The sequence below is a fragment of the Bisbaumannia pacifica genome (genome assembly GCF_007989625.1).
In the GTDB taxonomy this organism is placed as follows: Bacteria; Pseudomonadota; Gammaproteobacteria; order Pseudomonadales; family Halomonadaceae; genus Bisbaumannia; species Bisbaumannia pacifica.
Genome location: NZ_BJUK01000049.1, coordinates 1 through 21,409, shown reverse-complemented (window position 1 = coordinate 21,409; position 21,409 = coordinate 1). Strand labels below are relative to the sequence as shown.

The window sequence follows — 21,409 nt, the reverse complement described above, 5'->3', positions numbered from 1 at the left end:
GGGCCGGGAGATGCCCATCGAAGCCGTCGACTACGGCGCCGAGGGGGTCATCCTCACCGTGGGCTGGCCCAGCAACATCGAAGTCGACCTTGCCCCGCTGGAAGCCCGCTTGAGCGGCAGACTTACCTTGATAGATGCTTAGCCGCCGGTCCGGTGTGCCCTGTTCTAGGCCAGTGCCCGAATCGGTTTACCCGGCTTCGGCGATGGCCCAGCGAAGTCTCCCCCTGGCCCAGCAGGAAGTTGTTAGGCGGTATGCCTGATTCATTGCTGAGGCGTTTGCCGACATCCTCGCCATCATCAATACCCTGCATATCCCCATTGTCACCAAGATGCACGACCACATCGGCTGTCAAGTTGCGGCATGAGCGGCTGCGTGATCGCCGAGACCCTGGCCCTGGGCAACGACCTGCCGAGCCTCACCGCCCGATTACGGGGGCTACGACGTTGCCGGCAGCGTCGGCACCGCCATCGTCGCGCTGGCCACGGTAGTACCGTCGCTGCTAGGAGCCTTCGGATTACTCTATCGTTACCGCGACTCAGCGCACGTCAAGCAAATAAGCCAGTGGGCACACCCGGTGATCGCCGTCATGATGGCCCACCAAGACCAAAAGCCTCTTCAATACGGGACTTCAAGGCGCCCTCCCCTGCATAAACTGCCAATCAGGGCGGTCTCCACCATCGCCTATTGCGCTTCCGCGCCTCCCGACCTTCGTGATACTCGCTGCGCCGGTGATGGCGACCTCGTCCTCGACTGATACCCAGCCGCGCACCGACGGCGATGTATTAGCTTGGTAACTGACTGATATATCATGTAGCTGTGAGCTGCACAGGCTGTGAAAGACGCAACACACTGGCCAACAAAGCCAGCAACGCCAATACAGCCGCCAGCCACAGAGCCAGGGTGACGTTGCCGAATGGCAGCGCCATGACCAATGCCACCAGAGCGGAGCCCAGGCACTGGCCGAAAGTGCGAAGCGACGCCAATACCCCGGAAGCGTTGGCGCTCAGCGCCAAGGGAGCGCTACCCATGATTTCGCGATTGTTCGGCGCCTGGAAGAAGCCGTAACCCAAACCGCACAACAGTGAAGGAATCAACAAGTAGACTGCAGAACCGGTGGTACTTAGCCAGCCCAACCCAACCATCCCGCACAGGAACAAGCCCAGCCCACCTGCGACGAGAAGCGCAGGATCTCGTTTGTCGGCCAGGCGACCGGCGACTGCCCCCGAGACCAGCAGGGCCAGCGGCCAGGGGGTGAAGAACAGAGCAGCATCCAGTGGCGACACCCCCATCACACCCTGGTAAAGGAAGGGTAGCGCGATGAAAGCCGCGCCTTGAGCGGTGAAGGCCAGCACCGTCACTATTGATGCCGAGGCAAAGCGTGGCGCCTCGAACAACGACAGCGGCACCAATGGCGTAGAGGTGCGGCGTTGCCACCAAACGAAGACGGCCATGGACAGCAAACTAAGCACACCAAGCCCGCTTACTAGGAGATAATGCCCACCATGACCGAGCCGCTCCATGGTCAGCACGAGACCTCCCATCACCAGAACGGAAAGTAACGCCCCTAACCAATCAAAGCCGCCGTGCCGCAATTGCTCGTATGGCAGCACTCGCCAAGCCAGCCCGATAGCGACCAGTCCCACGGGGACGTTGAGCGCAAAAACCCAAGGCCAATTTCCCAGCGTCAGTACCACGCCCCCAAGCGTGGGCCCTGAGGCCAAGCCAAAGGCGACAACCATCGCATTCAGCCCGATCGCGCGCCCCAGCAGCCGACGCGGAAAGATATTTCGATAAAGCGATGGCCCCAAGCTGAGGATCGCCGCCCCGCCCAATCCTTGCACGACCCGCCAGACCAGGAGCAGCTCTAAGTCTGGAGCCAGCGCCGCACCCAGCGCGCCAAGGCTGTAGATTACTAGGCCACAGGTGAATACACGCCACTGCCCCACCAAACGGCTAAGCGCCGCGAATGAAAGCAGCGAGGCGGCGCATACCAGCTGATAAGTCGTGGCAACCCATACCGCTTGAGATTCTTCCACTCCCAGGCTGCTGGCCAGTGACGGGAGGGCGATATTGACGATGCCCAGGTCGAGCACTGCCAATAAGGTGGCCAACACCACAACAAGCGTAGCCATGCGTCGCTGCTGCCTCCCCAACCCTTCATCTCCGAGGCGCTCTTCGAAAAGCCGCTTTAGCATGACAAACTCTCACAACGCTGATGCCACCAGGCTCCTGCCACTCCGCTCATCGACCTCGCTGGATATCGCTTGCTCATTTCGCTGCCACCTTGAGTCTTCTGCGCCACCTTATCTTGACCACCCCCTCCCCCTATAATGGTATACCAAAAGCCTTGTCATTCCCACCCATAGGTACGACAGCAATCGTGCTCGGACCGTAACGCTGCGACCGACCGCCCTCTATTCCAAAGACCTTTTTCGTCCAGCCGCCAACCAAGGCTGCACTCAATATGACGTGCAGCCCCACTTCTCACAGACCAAAACTGCTTGACAAAGGGAATTCGTGGAAATACGCTCTTTCGCATGGCTTTTGGTATACCATAAGCCATTCAAAAAGCCCGGCAACCAGTCGGCACCTGATAGCAAAGACAACAGCGCAGCCTGAAGTAACCCAGGCAACGTATGAGCGACAACAAACAGGAGTCCTCCACATGGCACAGTTGATGAATCGCGACGAATTCCGTACTGCCCTGGAAGAAGCCATCAAGGGCAAGAGCGCCAACAAGGCACCGTTCAGCGTGGCCTGGGCCAGCGGCAAACTGTCACGCAACCACCTCGCCCGCTGGGCCGAGAACCACTACCACTATGTCGGCCCCTTCGCCGACTACCTGGCTTACATATATGCCAACACCCCGGAAAACCATACCGAAGCCAAGGACTTCTTGCTGCAAAACATGCATGAGGAGGAGCTGGGTGGCGATCGCCATACCGACCTGTTGATCCGCTTCGCCGAGGCCTGTGGCACTACCCGCGAGCGTGTCGAGAACCCAGACAACATGTCACCCACCACCCGCGGCCTGCAAAGCTGGTGCTACGCGGTGGCCATGCGCGAGCATCCGGTCGTCGCAGTAGCTGCCCTTGTCGTCGGTCTGGAGTCCCAGGTTCCCTCGATCTATCGCCGACAGACCCCAACCCTGCGCGAGAAGTACGGCTTCACCGACGAGGAAGTCGAGTTCTTCGACCTGCACATCGTCTCCGACGAGATTCATGGCGAGCGCGGCTACCAGATCGTGCTGGAACACGCCGACACCGTCGAGCTGCAGCAGCGCTGCCTGAAGATCTGCGAGATCGGCGCCCAGATGCGCCTGCTCTATACCACCGCGCTGTACTACGACTATGTCGCCGACGAGCTGCCTCTCACCGACCTCGACATGGCGGCTTGATCGAGCCCTACCCAGCCTCGCGTGATGCCATCGGCCCGGCCCGATACCGGCCGATGGCCATCACTCGGCTGGGAGCGTGAAGACAGCCCGTGACGACAGCCAGCGACGACAAAGAGGTAAGCGTCTTGGATAATGCAGCCCAGTTTCTCAACTATATCGACGGCCAATGGGTCGCTAGCACCTCGGGGGAAACCTTCGAGAACCGCAACCCCGCCGACCAGGACGACCTGCTCGGTCGGTTCCAGGCATCCACCGTCGAAGACGCACGCCAAGCCATCACTGCAGCAGACCACGCCTTCACCGCCTGGCGCGCGACTCCGATCTCTCAGCGCGCCAAGGTCCTCAATTTGGCCGCCGACTACCTGATGAAGAATGTTGAGCAGTTCGCCGAGGAACTGACCCGCGAGGAAGGCAAACTGCTGGCCAACAGCCGTGACGAGATCGCGCGCTCCGCCCAGACCCTGCGCTTCTACGCGATCGAAGGCCAGACCATCACCGGCGAAACCTTCCCCCAGGACGATGCGAAGATGATGGTTTACACCCAGCGCGAGCCGCTCGGCGTGGCCACCATCATCACGCCGTGGAATTTCCCGATCTCGATCCCAGCGCGCAAGATCGCCCCGGCTCTGATTACCGGTAATACCGTGGTGTTCAAGCCCTCCTCCGATGCTCCGCTGATCGGCTACCGCCTGGCCGAGGCCCTGCATCATGCCGGCGTCCCGGCAGGCGTATTCAACTTCATCACCGGCGCTGCCTCGGTGATAGGCGAGGAGATCACCGCCAACCCCGTGGTGAAGGCGATCTCCTTCACCGGCTCCACCCCCGCTGGCGAGCGCATCCACCGCGTCGCGGCCATGTCCACCCGCACCCAGATGGAGCTCGGCGGCAAGAACCCGCTGATCGTGCTCGATGACGCCGATATCGCTACCGCGGTCGACCTCACCGTTAAGGGTGGCTTCTCGTTAACTGGCCAGGCCTGTACCGGCACCAGCCGGGTGCTGATCGCCCGCGGCCGCAAGGAGGAGTACCTCACGCGACTGGTGGAGAAGGTCAAGACCCTGAAGATCGGCAACGGAATGGCCGAGGGCACTCAAATCGGCCCACTGGCTACCCGCCAGCAGCTCGACAGCGTGCTCGGCTACATCGAGGCCGGCAAGCAGGAGGCCACTCACGTCCATGGCGGCGAGCACCTCAGCGAGGGCGACTACGCCAAGGGCTTCTACGTGGCGCCAGCTATCTTCAGCGACGTCACCCAGGAGATGCGCATCGCCCGTGAGGAGATCTTCGGTCCGGTGGTCGCGGTGATTGAGGTCGACGGCTACGAGGATGCCATCGCCAAGGCCAACGATACGCCCTACGGCCTGTCGGCCGCCCTGGTGACCAACGACATCGCCTATATCCAGCGCTTCCCACTCGATATCCAGGCCGGCACGGTCAAGGTCAACCGCACCACCACCGGCAATCTGGTCAACGCGCCCTTCGGCGGCCTGAAGCAGTCGAGCACCTCCACGTTCCGCGAGTCGGGACGCGCCGGGCTAGATTTTTTCACCCAAACCAAGACCGTCTATATCGGCCGCTGAGCGCGGCCCCCCCCCATAACGACAACCTGACGACAAGGTGAGCCCCATGAAACAGGTATTTCGACTGGAACTGGAAGAAGCCAAGCTGATGGTGGAAGCCGCCAAGCAGCGCTCCGAAGAGATCGGCGTGCTGGAAACCATCTGCGTTGTGGATGACGGCGGCTACCCGCTGGCGCTGGAGCGAATGAACGGCGCCCGCGTCACCGGCCCGCAGATCGCCTGGAACAAGGCCTTCACCGCCGCCGGTCACAAACGTTCGACCCACCTGTTCAACACCCCCCCCAACGGCCCCGCCCTGCCTGGCAACGAAGCCTTCGGCATCCAATGGAGCTTCGAGGGCAAGTTTGCCGTGTTCGTCGGCGGCTTTCCCATCGTCGTCGATGGCGAGGTGATTGGCGGCGTCGGCCTGAGCGGCGGCAACGGCGAACAGGATACCCAGGCCGGCCTGGCCGCCCTGCAAGCGCTGCAGGATTACCTGCGCGACTCCGGCCGCGAGGTCGTGGTCGACGCCGATATCAAGAAATAAGCATGCAACTTCGGCAAGTTTCGCTTACCGCCCCCCCCCCTGACGATCAGCCGAGCGCCGACATCCACTGACAACAAAAGGGCCCCGTCCTTAGACAGAGCACTTGAGGAAGCTGCCATGAGCTACCGTATTACTCTCTCCGAGACCTCAGAAAGCTTCGAAGCCCAGATGGGCGAACCACTGCTCGAGGCTGCCGAGCGTGCCGGTTTTCCGCTCGCGCACGACTGCCGCTTCGGTGGTTGCGGCGCCTGCCGCGTCAAGCTGCTGGAAGGCACGATCGACTACGAGGAGTTCCCCTTTGGCCTGACCGAAGAGGAAGCCGAGGCGGGCTACGCACTGGCCTGCCAGGCATGCGCCCAGAGCGACCTGACTATCAGTGCCAAGCTGCTGCCAGAAGGCTATATCCCGGCAGATTTCCATGTCGCCACCATCGAGCGGCTCGATAAGCTGAGCCACGATGTGACCCACCTGGTGCTGAGAATTCCCACGGCCAGCGAGGTAGTGTTCCATCCGGGCCAGTATCTCAACGTAATGCTGGATGACGGCAGCCCCCGCAGCTTCTCCATGGCCTCGCCCCACTGCGGCGAGCTATTCGACTTCCATATCCGCCGCGTCCCCGGCGGCCATTTCACTGGCCGACTCGAGACCGACTACCAGCCCGGCCACACTCTTGACGTTGAGCTACCGCTGGGCAACTTCCGCCATAACGCCAAGAGTCCACGCGACTTGCTGATGGTTGGCGGTGGCACCGGCCTGGCGCCGCTCAAGAGCATCATCGAGTCGCTGCTGGACGAATCCGAGCGCCCCAGCATTGCGCTCTATTGGGGCGTACGCCGTGCCGAAGATCTCTACCTCGACGAGCAGTTACGCCAGTGGGCACGAACGCTGCCCAACTTCCGCTACGTGCCCGTGCTCTCAGAGCCCGACCCCGAGTGGGGCGGTCGCCGCGGCTTCGTGCACGAGGCGGTGTGCCAAGACTTCGAGGACCTCAGCGCCTTCGATGCTTACCTGTGCGGCCCGCCACCGATGATCGCCGCCGCCAAGACGAGCTTTTCCCAGCGCGGCCTCGACATAGAGCGCATCTATGCCGACAGCTTTAACTTCACTCATGAGCTCGAAGGCAGCGTGGCCTGAGGCATCACCTGATCCAGCGAGGTAACCGTCATGCCTGACATCACTTTCATCACCAGCGGTGGCAAGGTCATCAGCGCCCCCGAAGATTCCAACCTGCTGCGCATCTCGTTGCGCGAGAAGGGCGGTATACCGTTCAAGTGCGGCGGCGGGCTTTGTGGCACCTGCAAGTGCCTCGTTGAGGAGGGCCTCGCGAACACAGACGCTGTCAAGAAGAAGGAAGAGAAGCTGCTCTCGACCGAAGAGTTGGAGCAAGGCTATCGCCTAGCCTGCCAGACTTTTCTCAAGGGCGACGTCAAGGTTTCCTGGGAAGAGACACCCAAGGGCAGTGCTACTGGCACGCGCCAGGTAGAACCCAAGGTAGAGGCATGAAGCAAGCAATGACAGAGCAACACGCGATTCGAGTTGGGCTCATCGGCTACGGCACGGCAGGCAAGGATGTCGCCGAGACCATCCTCAGCGGTCAGGCAGGAAACACCCGCCTGACCAGCGTCTTAGTACGCAATGCCGGCAAGTATAACGACGTCTCACTGGACAGTTGCACGATTACCGATAACGAAGAGACCTTCTTTGCCTTTCGCCCCGACGTGGTGGTCGAGATGGCAGGGCACGAAGCTGTGATTCGCTATGCCGAGACTTCACTGCAACACGGCTGCGATTTCATGGTAATCTCGGTCGGCGCCTTCTGCGACCAGAAGCTATATGACCGGATCATGGCCAGCGCCAGCCAGCAGCAAAAGCGCGTGCTGATACCCTCGGCGGCAATTGCTGGTCTCGACCGTATCGCCGCTGCCGCCCAGGGCCCACTGGAGCGCGTTATGCTGACGACCCGAAAGCCGGTAAAAGCGTGGCGTGACACCTACGCCGAGGAAGTTGTGGATCTCGACACAGTAACGCAGCCGACGCTGATCTTCGAGGGCAATGCCCGTGAATCGTCAGGTATCTTTCCCGAGAGCGTCAACGTCTCGGCGGCGCTGAGCTTGGCCGGAGTGGGCTTCGAGGCCACCCAGGTTCGGGTACTGGTCGATCCCACCATCGAGAAGAACGTGCATGAGGTTACCGCCAAGGGCCTGTTCGGCGAGGTACGTATCGAAGTGCAAAACACGCCTTCACCCAACAATCCCAAGACCGGCTATATCGTTGCCATGAGCGTGGCCCATGCGCTGAAGAATCTCTCCTCACCACTGGTGATCGGTTAGATAGGCACTGCCACGCCAACGGAAGGGGTAGAAGATGAAGCCGGAGCTCGCATTGTGAGCGTCCGGCTTGCCTTTTCTGTCCTGTGCCACTCTACTTGCCTCTACTGCCCAATCAGACCTGCGCACGATTCATGTACGCCTTACGCGACTTCTCGAGGTGAATCCGAGTGAAACTCTCGGCCAGGTCCTCTTCCCCACCGCGAATGGCGCCGAGGATGTCCTGGTGCTCGCGCAGGGCTTCTTTGGTACGCCCGGGCAGGGCGCTACTGAGGTTCGAAAAGGCGCGCACATAGTCCTTCAAGTCTACCAGCATCTCGTGGAGCTTCGGATTCCCCGAGGCCCGCCCAATCAGGTCGTTGTACTTGACGTTGAGCTCTACCTCATCGCCGCCACCGTCCTGCAGGGCTTCGTCCATCTCGGCCATGAGGCGGTCGATCTCGACAACAATCTCGTCATTGACCTTCTGCGCGGCCAGGCGAGCCGCCAGCGACTCCAATGAGGCCAGAATCATGAACACCTCGAGGATCTCCGCCTGGGGGATCTCGTTGACCACCACCCCCTTGCGCGGCACGGTACGCACGAAACGCTGGGTCTCGAGGCGAAACAGCGCCTCGCGGATGGGCGTACGGCTGATATTGAGCTTCTCGGCCAGCACCCTTTCGACCAGACGGTCACCCGCCTTGTACTCGCCGCGCAGTATGGCGTCCTTGAGATAGGCATATACCTTGTCGCGGATCGGTGAAAGGTCTTCCTGTGTCCAGGATTCTGCCATTCGGGCTACCATCGGTTGTCTCGAAGCCAGGGTTCGTTAAGGAGTATTTTATCACATCGTGGCAATATGTTGGCATCTGGTACACGAAGGTCCAGAAAAACAATGCCCCCGTACCGATGGAAACGGTGGGGGGGCGATAATGGCAGATAGCCAGCCGGCTCAGCGCAGCGGCGCCTTCTCCAGACGAGCGTCGATGCTGCCGAAGGTCACTAGTTGCTCGAGTTCAGCTCGGGCCGCTTCGACAGTGCCGAAGCGTTCAAAGAACTTCAGCGGCACGCTATTGGTCTTACCGCCCTCTCCGGTCTCGACAATGCTGACCCGGCCCTGGTCACCGTTGACCTCAGCAATGGTGAAGTCGGCCTTCTTCCTGCCATAGAAGAAGTATTCGTAAGATTCGACGGGGGCAATGCCTTGCCCCGGCCAGGCATCATATTCGCCCAGCTTGCTTGTCAAAATAATATACATGCCATCGCCCTCTCGTTGTGATTTGACCAACTGCTCGCTTCCCGTCAGCCCCCTCAGGAGGCAAGCTCTCTATCCTCGTGCTCAGCCTGGGCTTGGACAGTTTCGGAAAGCAGCGGCCGCAGCGCCGCCGATAGCTCCTCGAGCGCCTCCTCGACGATGGCCTTGCCGATGGCATGGCTTGCCCGGGTGGCGTCGCCGATGCAGCCGTTGCGGGTCATTTTTTCGTAGTAGTAAAAGCCCTGGAGAGGATTGCCCGGGCGCAACCCCTCCCAACAGCCTCCATGCACGATGTCTCCCTTTTCGAGCTGTTCCGAGCGCACCAGGTGGGGAGCTAGATAGTACGCCTCGGAAACCTCGCGCTCGCAGCTATGACCGAACAGAGTTGAGGAAATGTGCTCCTTCATGGCCTTCTTGGCGGAAGCGGTGGTCTTGGCGTAGTAGCACGCTACGCCTAATTCCTGAATGAAGCTGGCACAGGCCAGGCTAAGCGTGGCTTGATTTCCACCATGACCATTGAGGAACAACACCTTGTCGATGCCGTGACGCTGCAGCGAAACGACCATGTCGCGCAGCACGGCCAGCAGAGTTTCGGGGCGCAGACTGATGGTACCGGGAAAGTTCAGGTGATGCGGGGAGACTCCCATGTTGACCGTGGGCGTCACCAGCACCTGTGGGTGCATCGCAGCGGCGAGGCGCTTGGCCATCTCAGTGGCAAGTACTGCATCGCAGCTCTCGTTCATGTGTGGGCCATGCTGCTCGTGCGCTCCGACCGGAACAATGGCCATCTTGACGGTCTTAAGCGCCTCCTCGACCTCTGGCCAGGTCATCTCCGTTAGCACATAGCTATCTACTCGGCTTTTCTGGATCTCACTCTGATCTTCCATCCCGCTCTCCCTCAGCACCTGCGCGGCGAACTTCAACGACAGGTCGCGTGTTGTGCTCTCTATGGCATGATACATGGCGTAATTGGTATACCATGTGCCAAAATAGCCGACCCCCCTCCTCCTGTAAAGAGAGGGAAGGAGGGCGACGGCAAAGGGTTTCAACACGCCACCCCAGGGCTGCCTAGCGGCAGCTCTCCTGCGCCACTTCGCTGGAAAGCGTGATGTGCTCCTCCAGCAACTCCCGGGCACGGCGGGCATTGCGAGCCAGAGCCAGCTCCACTAGCTCTTGATGCTGGGCATCGAGCTGATGTCGCAGCCCCTGGGCGCGAGGCGCCGAGCGCCGATAACGATCGAACTGGTCGTGCAACTGCGAGATGAAGCGCAACAACCAGACCGAACCACAAGGAGCGACGAGGGCATTGTGGAAGCGCGAGTGCAACTCCTCCCACTCCACGACCGGCGTATGGGAGCAGGCCTTCAATAGACGATGATTCGCGGCCAAAAGCTGGGATTCCCACTCTTCATCGCCATGCTTGACGGCCAGCTCCAACGCCTTGCCTTCTAGCTGACGACGCATCTCGGTGATATCGGCAAGCTCGTCACGGCTCAACTCCAGCACGCGAAAGCCGCGCTGGTTCTCCTGGCGCAGCAGACCATAGGCCGCCAGACGGCTCAGTGCCTCGCGCAGCGGACTCAGGCCCACCTCATAGGTTTCTCGCAGCAGCGCGATCGACAGCCGCTCGCCAGCAGCGTAGCGGCCATCGAGCAAATCCTGGCGGAGCATTTCGTAGATCCTGCTGGCCGTCGTGGCACTGCCCTGCTTGAGCACTTCATTCATGGCGTAACTCCATTTTCTTTATGGGATTTGGTATACCGAGCTTGACGCTTGAAGCTGTTAGTCATAATCTAAGCAAAATAATCGATTTTTACTAGAAAAATAGCTTTCTCTTATGTTTAAGCGATTGCTTTTAGGCATAGGGTGAGACGCACAGACTAGGACATCGGCTGATATGACAGCATCACTACAGAGCAAGTTGTTCTTCTCCTTTCTCCGAATCGGCCTACTCGGGTTCGGCGGAGGCCCCTCAATGATTCCTTTGGTACACCAAGAGGTCGTGAAGCGGCATGCCTGGATGCAGGATGAAGAGTTCGCCGATGTACTGGCTATCGCCAACACTCTGCCAGGGCCCATCGCCACCAAGATGCCTGGCTATATCGGTTTTCGGGTCAGTGGAACGCTCGGCTGCATCAACGCCGTGCTAGCCGTGATACTGCCAATGATCATCGCCATGATTTTGATGCTGGGGCTCTTCAGCCGCTATCGGGATGTGAGCTGGATTCACGGCATGGGACAAGGAGTGGTACCGGTAGTCATGGTGATGATGGGCCAGCTCACCTGGGACTTTCTCAACAAGTCACGACTGGCGCTGGGCTGGGCGGTCAGCTTGATCATGGCCGGCATGGCGGGCGGGCTGATCTACTGGCTGGATATTCACCCAGGTCTGGTCATTGGCGCGCTTCTGGCAGCTGCCATGCTCCCGCGCTTGACGCCAGGCAAAGCCGTCAAAGAGGCGACACGATGATCTACCTCGAGCTTTTTCTCGCCTTTTTCATTCCCAACATAATCGGCTACGGCGGGGGGCCTGCCATTATCCCGCTGATCGAGGCGGAGGTGGTAGGCCGCTTCGGCTGGATGAGCAGTCAGGAATTCGCCGAGGTGCTGGGCTTGGGCAATGCGCTACCAAGCCCGATTGCCACCAAGATGGCTGGCTATATCGGCTATGAAGTGGCTGGTATTGGCGGCGCGACGATAGCCGTCTTCGCCACCGTCGTGCCCACACTGTTAATCATGCTGGGCGCCTTGGGATTGCTTTATCGTTACCGCGACTCGCCACGCGTGAAGCGCATGAGTCAGTGGGTTCGTCCGGTCATAGCCATGATGATGGCTGGCCTGGTGGTGAGCTTCTTCTTCGAGAGCCTGGATGGGGTGGGACTGCTTCACACGCTGCTGATTGCAGCAATGGCAGCAATCGCCCTGCTTCTCTTCAGGCTGCATCCTGCTCTTGTGATCGCCGCCTCGCTGGCTTATGGCGGTCTGCTGCTGGGCTAACCAAGACATGCAGGCTGCTAGCCGAGTGCCTTTACGAAACGACAGGAGATGACATGCGACGAAAATAAACCAGCCGCTCCGTGCACGAAGGACGACAGCACCACTTTCGTGACATGCAAGGCAAACGCATCCGTGGCAGTACAGCAATCAACAACTACAAGCTCCCGATGGTCCGACCGATCCCTTCGGCTCCGCCATCGCCAAGCCTGACGACACGACAAGGTGTAACATGGAACAACTCGAACAGATACAACTCACCGCGTCGCACTGGGTCTTCCTTCTGGTGATCCTGACGATTTTTGTTTCCATCGGCTTCCGCAAGGGCGTCATCATCCCTTCCATTGCCGGTATCTTCATGCTGGGGCTGTTGGCCGAAGCGCCCCACGATGGTGGGCTCAACCAGCTGATCTTCGCCGTTCAGGTAGTCTTCCGCGCCCTACTCAATGCCGGCAACGAGCTCTTCGACATCATGTTGGTCATAGCGCTAATGGTGGCGATGCTGAAGTCGCTGCAGCACCAGGGCGCCGATCGCTTGATGGTGGCACCGATGAAGAAACTGATGATCGGTCCCTGGACCGCATTTTTCTCCCTCGGCATCACCATGTATCTCGCCGCTGCCTTCTTCTGGCCAACACCAGCCGTGGCCCTGGTCGGCACTGTGCTGATCCCCGTCGCCATGCAGGTGGGCCTGCCGGCCATCGGCGCGGCCATGGCGGTCAACCTGTTCGGTCATGGCATGGCGCTTTCCGCTGACCCGGTGATCCAGGGTGCCAGCCGCCTGACCGCCGGTGCCGCAGGTGTCGAGACTTCGACGCTAATCCCTTATACCTTGCTGTTTTCCTTGGTGGTCGGTGCCGTGGCAATTACCCTCGCCTGTCTGCATCTGCGCCGTGACATGCGCTCGGGTGCGCTGGAGATCCCCCGGGGCGATGCCGTCTTCGCACCTCGCTCGGCAGGAGCTGCCGCCGTCCAGGCCAATACGATCAACGAAGAGGACGAACCGGCTACCGGCCCCTATGCGCGCCTCTTTGCCATCGCCGTACCGGTGATCCTGCTTGGCATAGCCGGGCTGATGATCTATCGCGCCCTGTTCCTTCCCGACCAGGCGATTCGCGGCGGCGGTGCCACGGCACTGCTGGGCGGTACGGCCACTTTGCTGCTGGTTCTCTCCTCGCTTGCTTCTCACGGCCATCACGCCCTGGATGGCATCAGCAACTACACCCGCGAAGGCTTCTTCTTCGCCATCAAGATCTTCGCCCCGATCATCCCGATTGCCGGCTTCTTCTTCCTCGGCCACCCAGAGCACTCCGCCCAGGTCATCGGTGCCAATGCCGCCGGCTACCTCTTCGATATCGGCCACAATATCGGCCATTACATCGATGGCAACGTCTTCCTGCTGGCCTTCGGCATGGCCTTTATCGGTCTGCTCTCCGGCATGGACGGCTCGGGTTTCTCCGGCCTGCCACTGGTAGGTTCGCTGTCCGGTGCACTGGGCACCGGTGCCGGTGTAGATGTGCACGTGCTGGCGGGCCTGGGCCAGGTGGCGGCTATCTTCGCCGGTGGTGGCACGCTGGCTGCTTGGGCCTTCGGCGTAGCTGCTGATGCCGGTATCGCAGGCGTTAGCCCCTCGGTGCTGGTGCGACGCAATTTCGTACCGGTGATTTCTGGCATCGTCGTAGCTGCACTCCTTGCCATTCTGCTGATGTAGCTTGGTGACCCGGCATGTGTGCAAGCGCCGAGACTCACCAGCATGTTGAAAGCCCATCAAGCCATAAGCAGTCTGGTACACCATATGCCATTTTTGCCTAGCAGCTTATGAATGCAGCGCTTTCACATCACTGACTAACATGTCAGTCCGCTAACAACCCAGGTCGACCCGCTGGCTTCGCAACATCTCCATTCCACCGGAATCGGGTCGACCTGGATAACGACATATCCACCGCTGAGAAGTGCAGCTCAGTTTTCATCTCGATGCCCAACATCGAGGCAGGGGAAGTTGTTGCCAACAAAAGGAGTCCCGAGAGAGCGCCGTTAATACTCGAACCCTTCCGGGCGCATCGAAGCCATGTTTCGAGACGTTCGGGCAGGACAATCAAGCCGACCGAAAAGGACCAGAAAGTGACAAGACAAAACAACGTCAAGCAGTTTGCCATTTCCTCCATCGGCGCCATGACGCTGGCCATTTCCTCGGGCTCGTTCGCTTACGAGCTCCAAGTTGGAGATACGACCGCGTCCATTTATGGCTACGTCAAGCTGGATGTGATCTACGATTTCGATAACGAACTGGGCGATACGGTTGATCGCTCCGCCCCACGCCTGGAGGGGGAAGAGGGATCCGATGGCCATTTCACCATGCATGCCCGCGAAAGCCGTATCGGCTTTGGCACATCCACCCCAGTCGCAGGCAGCGAGCTCGAGACCACCATCGAAGGGGATTTCTACGGCGATGGCTCCGCCTTTCGACTACGTCATGCCTATGGCGAATGGAACCACCTGCTGGCCGGTCAAACCTGGACCAACTTCGCGGGTTTCGTCTCCAGCACGCCACTGATCTCCTTTACCGGCCCGACCGGCCGGCCCGCCGTTGAGCGTCAACCTCAACTCCGCTATACCACAGGCAACCTCTCCATGGCGCTGGAGAATCCAGCCGATGAAGGCGGTCAAGTGTCGGCTCCTGGCGCCAAGAGTCAGTTGCCTGACGTCACGCTCCGCTATACCGACACGGAGGGAAACCTTCACTACTCCTTCTCCGGAGTTGCTCGCCACCTAGAGTTCGATAGCGCCGGTATCGAGACGCCGACTGCCAGCGACACTGCGTTTGGCTGGGGACTGGGGGTTGAAGTCGCCATGAAAATTAGTGATGCCTTGACGCTGCGTGGCGCCCTAACCCATGGCGATGGCATTGGCGGCTACAACCAGGGCAACCCCCAGATCGCCCCTGCCTTCATCACCTCCGAGGGTGAACTGGAAACCATCGAGTCGACCGGCGGCACTCTTGGGGCCAGCCTTTCAGTGGGACCGGGCGTCATCAACGCCGCCTTCAGCCGGATCACCGCCGACCTCGATAACAATCCCGCCTTCTTCACCAATGACGATTCCTACGAAGCCGCTTGGATCAACTATATCTGGTCGCCCGCACTGAGCGAGCGCATCAGCTACGGCATCGAAGCTAACTGGAACAAGCGCGAGACAGTAGACGGTCGGGAAGGTAATGCCTCTCGCGTGCAGGCGATGGTGATGTATAGCTTCTAAGATCCGGCAAGGCGCGTTATCCGTTTGATACTGCGTTACCTCTTCCCCGCCCTCAGGGCGGGTTTTTTCCTGCATTCATGGCAATGACGACACCGCGCGCTGCACGACAGGCCTTGATAGCCTGACGCGCATCGCCATGGACTAGACGCATGAGAACGAGGTGCACAAGCGCTGCAGAAATACCTATTGTTCAGAGCTCTGCTTGCCCCAGGCATGGCCTGGCAGGAGCCCCCTCCGGCCAGCATACTCCTGGTATGGATTGAGCTGTCAAGGGATCGTTTGTCACTGCTGCATGCGGTTGTCCTCAATGCCGACGGGGCAGGAAGCGAGGGACTATCTGCGACGGTGGATCTCTCTGGTATTCGTGGGTTGGGTACCGACCTGCCATCACTGCATCGCGGAGCTGCCCTGGTCTACAAGCGAGGGTCACCCCACCCCGAAGGATGGGAGTCTCATAGGAGCTTCAGGGGTTCTCCCACCGGCCCGACACTCCCTGACCCGTAGGCACTGGAACCGGGCCATCAAACGATGGCTCGGCTCGCGTGTGGTTTCCCCATGGCCTCGCAGGCGATCGCCCACAGGAAACCGGCCAGCTCTCGGGCCACTGCCGTCGTCACCTGCTGCTTGACCTTGCCCGTGGCCGCCAGTCGGCGATAACGTCCACACAGGCGTTTCTGGGCCGCCCAGGCGATGGCCTGGACCGTGGGCGAGGTTCGCTCGGCCCGCTGCTGGATAATCCGCGCCTTACGTGCCGGGAAGCGGTAGCCTCAGGCGGCCTCCACCAGCACGCGTCGCACATGGTCGCTGCCGGTCTTGGTGATGCCGCCCTGGCGCCGATGCCACCACTGGAGTGCTCGCTGGGTACCAGGCCCAGGTAGGCCATGAGTTGCCGCAGCGAGTCGAAGCGACTGATGTCGCCGAGTTCAGCGAGCAACGTCATCGCCGTGATTAGGCTCACGCCACGCATCGCCATCAGCGCCTCGACTACCGGGGCCAGCGACCAGGCCGACAACGTGCTCCTCATCTGCTGCTCCAGGCCAGCCACGCGGCGCTGGGCTTCCTTGACGGCATCGAGGTACTCCTCCAGCACGACCTGCTGAACGGGGTGGTCGAAGCGCACCGCCTCCAGCCAGCGGAAGTGGGCTTGAGTCCACTTGCTCTTGCCACCGTAGACCTGGCCATGCCGCAGCAGGAAGGCACCCAGGCGCTGCCGCGCCTTGAGCTCGATGGCCTTCATATCCTCCCGGGCCCGCGTCAGGTCGCGCACCGACTCCTGCTCCGGGGTGGGGACCCACACCGGGGTGAGTTCGCCGGCACGCGACAGACGGGCCAAGCCATTCGCGTCTCGCCGGTCGGTCTTGACGCGATCGCCGGCTTTGCGAGGAATCAAGGACGGGGCGACAACCTCGCAGTCATGGCCGCTGGCCCGGACCTGGTGGTAGAGCCCATAGCCGCAGGGGCCTGCCTCATAGCTGAACAGCAGGCGCTGCCCGCCGAAGCGCTCGCCCAACTAGTGGACCGACAGGTCGATGGCGCGGGGCGTATTGGGGATCTCACCACGGAATTCGGGATCCTGACGCCTCGTTTAGGCGACGGAGACCGCAATGGTGGCTTTGTGGACGTCCAGCCCGATATAGGCGGCGTAGACGTTGCTGGCGGCACTGAGGCGCCCGGCGGCAGCCTGTTGACCAACGGCCGGCTGAGCTACGTTAGACTGTGTCATGACCTGCCCCCCCTCACATAGTGGCTCTGTGTTCTGGTCCCAACCTCAACGTAACCCACGACGTTAAGGTGGGGCAGGTCATCCATCATGTCTACACCACCAACGGAGTGACGAAGAAGGCGATCAGGAATGCCGTCGCCAGGCGCATGACGATGCCCAGCACGGCGGCGCCCATGGCCTCGCGCTCGGATAGATCGGAGCTTTCCGCCCAGACCACCGGCACCTGGCCGAATACGGTGGAGAGCGGCAGACCCGAGGAAGCCAGCACGAAGGAGCCCACCACCAGCGAAGGCTCGAGTTCGGCGGCAATGCTCTGCAGCTGGCCCATGGCCAGGGTCGGGCTCACCAGCACCGACAGCACCCCGGTTTCCGGGTCGATGTTGAACAGCAGCATGACCTTGCCAAGCCCCGCCTCGATCGGCGCCCAGATGCCGATGTAATCGAGTATGCCAATCACGGCGAAGACCAGCGCCACGGCGGGAATCAGGATCAACAGGAGCAGCTCGACGCCCTCCCGCGCCGCGCCGAACAGCGTGGGCATGAAGTCGCGCTCGGGGGTAAAGGTCGGCAGGTGACCGATTTCGACCCGTTTGACGTCACGATAGAGCACCTTCGACAGGATCAGCGGCGCAATCACCAGCGGCAGGAACACCGCCAGCAGCACCACGGCAAAGACGTTCACTCCGGCAAAGGTCAGCGCCATCAGCCCCAGCATGAAGGTGGAGAACGACTGCTGCGACTGCACCATGGTAGCCACGGCGAGCTTCTGCTCGTCCTTGGTGGCACCCGCCTTCTTCAGGATAGGGCCGGAGATCTTACCTGCCGCGTTGATGTCGCCGAAGATGTTATAGATGCTGGGGATGATCACTGCCGGGTTGACGCCTAACAACTTCATGACAGGTACGAAGATTCGAACCAGTGCGTCGGTGAAACCCAGCCGCTCCAGTAGCCGACCAATGATCACGCTGACGATGATCGCCGTGCCGACCACACCGGTGAGGAAGACGTCGACCACCACGGGTCGTACGGAATCGAGAATCGAGTTGAACAGACCGGAAAGACTAGTCGGAGAGAGCAGCAGCATCAACAGGCAGATGCACAGCAGTACGATGCCGACCACTTCGATGCGCTTCCATGCCCGCTTGCTCGCAGGCAGGGTGGGGTTCGCTTCAGGGGTAGTGACTGAGGTCTTCATGTCGGTGCCTCTGTTGTTTTTAGATGGACCTTGTTTTTAATCTGACACTTGTGGATAGCTTGTGCCCATTCTGTAATTAACTGTCTAGGTTTCGCTCAATGCATGCTTGCCCAACAGGTGGCTTGACGCCATCTCCCGGGCATAAGCCTGCATTGCCTCATTGCCTACCCGGCGCACCGGCGTGGAGGTGACCCGGTCGCGAAACAGCACAACCTCGACCCCCTCCAGCAGCTCGCCGAGAGCGTGGGCTAGCGGCAGTCCGTTTTCCAGAACCTCCATTACGTGGCAGTTGCCGACCAGGAAGTTGAGCCCCAGCTCACGGGCCGACTCGATCAGCTCATGTCCGGCGTAGACGCGGCTGATCGAAGCCAGCACGGTATCCACATCGGGGTTCTCGGCCACGGCCTGGCGCAAGTTCTCCGGCGAGAAGCCGGTATGCGGGAAGATGTGCAGCACGTTCTCGACCCGGCTGTCGCGCTCGCCGAGGTGGATGAAGGCACGGGTCTCCACGCTGGTTTCGCGAATCTCCTCGATGCCGCGCACCAGGCGCTCTTCGGCCAGCAGGGCACGATCCTGCTCCAGCGCCATGAAGCCGTCCAGGCGGTCGAGAATGTCGCCAAGGGTGGCGATACCCGGCAGTGCACGACCCACAAACATGATATTGCCATGCACGCCACCGTAAGAAATGTTGCCTTTCAGCACCTTGTGACCGTGCAGGTAAGGAATGCCGGGGTGCAGGCCGTGAAAGGCCTCGTGGCACTCCAGCCCTACCACGTCGTAGAGGTCAAGATAATTCTTCAGCGTCACCCCACCGCAGCTGGCGGCATCGGCGATGGGGTGATGCGCCACAACGGCATCCACCCCGGTGGCACCCGCCAGTTCGATCACCAGCTCGGTCATGGTCATGCACACGGCGATCTTCTTCACTTCCTTGTTCGGGTCACCATAGATCAGCCCCGGGATTTCCAGCACTTCCTTGCCGTAGATGCCCGAGGACTTCAGGATCACGAACGGATGATCCCCTCGCTTCACCTCCTCCATGGACGACACCGTTCTGCCGCCCGTGATCACGCTCATCGCATTGACGATATCCGCCACCTTGGCCATCAACTCTCTCCTCTATTCTGGTCGCAGCCTGGACCACAAAAAAACCGCCAGCACAGCGAGAGGTCTTTGCCTCCCACTGCGCTGACGGTCTCGAGCACTCGCCTTGTCAGGACGAGTTCACATCACCAGTCAACGGTCTTTCCTGTACGGACTTGCGGACTATGCCCTGACTTCGAGATCAGAGGTAGTCGCGCACGTCTCGTTGCAACAACACCACGGTAACAGAAAGCTCGGCCTGCGCGTCGTAGTCCTTGAAGATGGAAACGATCTCGAAGCCGTACTTCTCCACCAGCAGCTGCTTGAATTCGTTCTTGAAACCCTTAATCAAATAGTGGTCGGCCAGCTCGCTCACGTTGCTGTTCAGCGTATTCAAATACACCAGCGAGGGAACCCGCTTGTGCAGCGCGACGATGAGTATCTTGTCACCCTGCAAGTCGACCTTCAGGCGCACCACGCCGATACCAAAGATACGATGATTGACCTCGTTATAGTCCTTGATCAGCTCCTGCTTGAACTGCCCCAGTGAATGGGTGCCCGAAGAGTGAGTGTCCAAGGCGCTCATGGTCGACCTCGCATAGGTTCGGATGGCTCTCGCCACCTGGTATACCAACATTACACGTCATTGAGGTTAGCCAACAGGTAAAAACCTGTCAACCAGAAAAAATCGATTATTCACCTCAATACCGATGTCAGGTAGTAGTGGCATCAAGCTGCCGATAGGCCTGAGAACACCATGCAGGGGTCGCCTTCCCGAAAATTGTTCTGACCTGAATCGCTGTCGAGAGTCCGACCGACTGAAGTCGACTCACTCTCGCTTGCACAGATGCTTGGCAATGGTGACGACTCGCATACATTCAGTTGACGGACACTCAATTTTGGAACATGGTATACCATAAAGCTTCGACACGAGTGCAACAAAAGCGTCGTGCGAGTCCCGATTCAGCAGTGAGCCAGGTGAACACTATGCCCCTGATCAAAATTTACAAGAATGGCGAAGTTTTCGAGGGTGAAGTCCAGCCCAACACCAATCTGGTGGTGCGTGCCGGTATCCGCCAGTTTCCCTATCCCCATCTCAGCTACGGCTGCGGCATGGGCAAATGTGCCAAGTGCATGTGCAAGGTGGTCAAGGGCGGCGAAGCGCTGCCTGAACCCAACTGGAAAGAGAAGAAAATGCTCGGCAGCCGGCTCGAACAGGGCTACCGGCTGGCCTGCCAGCTGTGGGTTGAAGAAGATCTGGAACTGGCCCAGGAGAGCCCTGCCAGCACTGTCGGCTGTGGCCGTCCGGGAAGCCTCATGACATCCTGAGTAACTCTAGATACCATCTCCCCTAACCGGCTACAAACATCCCATCAGGCGGTTTGTGGCCGACATTCAGTTTATGTCTTGAGGATCCTGCAAGCGATGTGGATCAGCTTCCGCATCGCCGCACCCTGTGCCGCCATCTTGCTCTTGCCGTTCCCTCTGACCGCTGGTAGAGCGCCGAGATATCCGGATTCCGCCTCAGCCCAACGACGGTTGCCATTTATAGGCTCTGACACAGTTTTGGATTACCGGCTTTCGACTAGCGGGGCCGGTCCCATACCGAACTACCCGATTCCCAGCTGATGGGCACGAGCCCCGCAAACGCCTCGGTTTGACGGGCGCTATTGAAAACACGGCTACGCAGCATCGCCAATAGTCGGAGTGATACCGCAGGGCCAACGCCGGGAATCGAGTGCAGCAAGGCGCGATCCTGCTTCAAGCCAGGGTACTGATCGAGGTGCTCATCGATCTCCTGCTGGAGACGATCTCGCTCACGCGTCAATGCCAGTAGGATGTCATCGATTGAGCGGAGAATATCGGTTGCCATGGCGAACTCCGCTTTCTCACGCCGGTTTCGCTCACGCTGAATGTCTTTGTCCAGGGCATCGAGTCTCGCTGCCAGCGCCTTGAGCTTGCGTACTTTGCATCACCCTGGGTATGCCTGACACCCGTCAGGCTCTGGGTATAACGCCTCAGGCTTTGTGGATGCTCATCCTGATGCCAAGGCCTACTGGTAGCTAATCAACAAGCCTGGAGAGACACAAG

At 60.1% G+C, this 21,409-nt stretch carries 20 protein-coding genes and 1 pseudogene; 11 read left to right on the top strand and 10 right to left on the bottom strand.

Going from position 1 to position 21,409, the window contains the following annotated elements:
• Nucleotides 1–807 precede the first annotated feature (807 nt).
• On the bottom strand, nucleotides 808–2,196 hold the full coding sequence (locus tag HPA02_RS15565; RefSeq protein ID WP_146804128.1) for an MFS transporter: 1,389 nt from the start codon (nucleotides 2,194–2,196) through the stop codon (nucleotides 808–810).
• Between the two features lie 470 nt (nucleotides 2,197–2,666).
• Between HPA02_RS15565 and HPA02_RS15560 the strand changes: the two genes are divergently transcribed.
• From HPA02_RS15560 to nadX, 6 genes are all read left to right on the top strand, one after another.
• Nucleotides 2,667–3,398, top strand: a complete 732-nt coding sequence (locus HPA02_RS15560) for an iron-containing redox enzyme family protein (RefSeq protein WP_146804127.1) — start codon at nucleotides 2,667–2,669, stop codon at nucleotides 3,396–3,398.
• 89 nt (nucleotides 3,399–3,487) lie between these two features.
• Nucleotides 3,488–4,978: an aldehyde dehydrogenase family protein gene (locus tag HPA02_RS15555; protein ID WP_244945938.1), complete on the top strand. Its 1,491-nt coding sequence runs from the start codon at nucleotides 3,488–3,490 to the stop codon at nucleotides 4,976–4,978.
• Between the two features lie 46 nt (nucleotides 4,979–5,024).
• A complete protein-coding gene (locus HPA02_RS15550) occupies nucleotides 5,025–5,504 on the top strand; it encodes a GlcG/HbpS family heme-binding protein (RefSeq protein WP_146804126.1) in 480 nt (159 codons plus the stop codon).
• A gap of 117 nt (nucleotides 5,505–5,621) precedes the next feature.
• A complete protein-coding gene (locus HPA02_RS15545) occupies nucleotides 5,622–6,638 on the top strand; it encodes a 2Fe-2S iron-sulfur cluster-binding protein (RefSeq protein WP_146804125.1) in 1,017 nt (338 codons plus the stop codon).
• Nucleotides 6,639–6,668: 30 nt separating this feature from the next.
• Complete coding sequence (locus HPA02_RS15540; protein WP_146804124.1) at nucleotides 6,669–7,007, top strand: 2Fe-2S iron-sulfur cluster-binding protein; 339 nt, start codon at nucleotides 6,669–6,671, stop codon at nucleotides 7,005–7,007.
• Nucleotides 7,004–7,834: an aspartate dehydrogenase gene (gene nadX / locus HPA02_RS15535; protein ID WP_232340988.1), complete on the top strand. Its 831-nt coding sequence runs from the start codon at nucleotides 7,004–7,006 to the stop codon at nucleotides 7,832–7,834. Before HPA02_RS15540 ends, nadX begins: the two co-directional genes overlap by 4 nt.
• Nucleotides 7,835–7,946: 112 nt before the next feature.
• Here nadX and HPA02_RS15530 read toward each other — a convergent pair whose 3' ends face one another.
• The 4 genes from HPA02_RS15530 to HPA02_RS15515 form a co-directional block, all read right to left on the bottom strand.
• On the bottom strand, nucleotides 7,947–8,606 hold the full coding sequence (locus tag HPA02_RS15530) for a GntR family transcriptional regulator (protein WP_146804123.1): 660 nt from the start codon (nucleotides 8,604–8,606) through the stop codon (nucleotides 7,947–7,949).
• A gap of 159 nt (nucleotides 8,607–8,765) precedes the next feature.
• The gene (locus tag HPA02_RS15525; RefSeq protein WP_146804122.1) at nucleotides 8,766–9,071 is read right to left on the bottom strand and encodes a ferredoxin; all 306 of its coding nucleotides are present in this window, start codon (nucleotides 9,069–9,071) and stop codon (nucleotides 8,766–8,768) included.
• Between the two features lie 53 nt (nucleotides 9,072–9,124).
• The gene (locus HPA02_RS15520) at nucleotides 9,125–9,955 is read right to left on the bottom strand and encodes a creatininase family protein (protein WP_146804121.1); all 831 of its coding nucleotides are present in this window, start codon (nucleotides 9,953–9,955) and stop codon (nucleotides 9,125–9,127) included.
• Between the two features lie 181 nt (nucleotides 9,956–10,136).
• Nucleotides 10,137–10,793 (bottom strand): GntR family transcriptional regulator, encoded by a 657-nt coding sequence (locus HPA02_RS15515; RefSeq protein WP_146804120.1) that lies wholly within the window; start codon nucleotides 10,791–10,793, stop codon nucleotides 10,137–10,139.
• A gap of 172 nt (nucleotides 10,794–10,965) precedes the next feature.
• Here HPA02_RS15515 and HPA02_RS15510 point away from each other — a divergent pair, with 172 nt between their 5' ends.
• From HPA02_RS15510 to HPA02_RS15495, 4 genes are all read left to right on the top strand, one after another.
• Complete coding sequence (locus tag HPA02_RS15510; protein WP_146804119.1) at nucleotides 10,966–11,538, top strand: chromate transporter; 573 nt, start codon at nucleotides 10,966–10,968, stop codon at nucleotides 11,536–11,538.
• Nucleotides 11,535–12,065 (top strand): chromate transporter, encoded by a 531-nt coding sequence (locus HPA02_RS15505; RefSeq protein WP_146804118.1) that lies wholly within the window; start codon nucleotides 11,535–11,537, stop codon nucleotides 12,063–12,065. Before HPA02_RS15510 ends, HPA02_RS15505 begins: the two co-directional genes overlap by 4 nt.
• A 229-nt stretch (nucleotides 12,066–12,294) precedes the next feature.
• Nucleotides 12,295–13,773, top strand: coding sequence for a hypothetical protein (locus HPA02_RS15500; protein WP_146804117.1), 1,479 nt, complete (start codon nucleotides 12,295–12,297; stop codon nucleotides 13,771–13,773).
• Between the two features lie 410 nt (nucleotides 13,774–14,183).
• On the top strand, nucleotides 14,184–15,317 hold the full coding sequence (locus tag HPA02_RS15495; RefSeq protein ID WP_146804116.1) for a DcaP family trimeric outer membrane transporter: 1,134 nt from the start codon (nucleotides 14,184–14,186) through the stop codon (nucleotides 15,315–15,317).
• A 521-nt stretch (nucleotides 15,318–15,838) separates the two neighbouring features.
• Here HPA02_RS15495 and HPA02_RS15490 read toward each other — a convergent pair.
• The 4 genes and pseudogenes from HPA02_RS15490 to HPA02_RS15475 form a co-directional block, all read right to left on the bottom strand.
• A pseudogene (locus HPA02_RS15490) lies at nucleotides 15,839–16,950 on the bottom strand (IS110 family RNA-guided transposase).
• Nucleotides 16,951–17,131: 181 nt separating this feature from the next.
• A complete protein-coding gene (locus HPA02_RS15485) occupies nucleotides 17,132–18,235 on the bottom strand; it encodes a hypothetical protein (RefSeq protein WP_146804115.1) in 1,104 nt (367 codons plus the stop codon).
• Nucleotides 18,236–18,319: 84 nt separating this feature from the next.
• A complete protein-coding gene (locus tag HPA02_RS15480) occupies nucleotides 18,320–19,342 on the bottom strand; it encodes a Nif3-like dinuclear metal center hexameric protein (RefSeq protein WP_146804114.1) in 1,023 nt (340 codons plus the stop codon).
• Between the two features lie 178 nt (nucleotides 19,343–19,520).
• Nucleotides 19,521–19,904, bottom strand: a complete 384-nt coding sequence (locus HPA02_RS15475; protein ID WP_146804113.1) for a Na-translocating system protein MpsC family protein — start codon at nucleotides 19,902–19,904, stop codon at nucleotides 19,521–19,523.
• 401 nt (nucleotides 19,905–20,305) lie between these two features.
• On the opposite strand from HPA02_RS15475, the gene HPA02_RS15470 reads away from it, so the two are divergent.
• A complete protein-coding gene (locus tag HPA02_RS15470; protein WP_146804112.1) occupies nucleotides 20,306–20,647 on the top strand; it encodes a 2Fe-2S iron-sulfur cluster-binding protein in 342 nt (113 codons plus the stop codon).
• A 256-nt stretch (nucleotides 20,648–20,903) separates the two neighbouring features.
• On the opposite strand, the gene HPA02_RS15465 is transcribed toward HPA02_RS15470, so the two are convergent.
• Complete coding sequence (locus tag HPA02_RS15465; RefSeq protein ID WP_146804111.1) at nucleotides 20,904–21,191, bottom strand: transposase; 288 nt, start codon at nucleotides 21,189–21,191, stop codon at nucleotides 20,904–20,906.
• Nucleotides 21,192–21,409 lie beyond the last annotated feature (218 nt).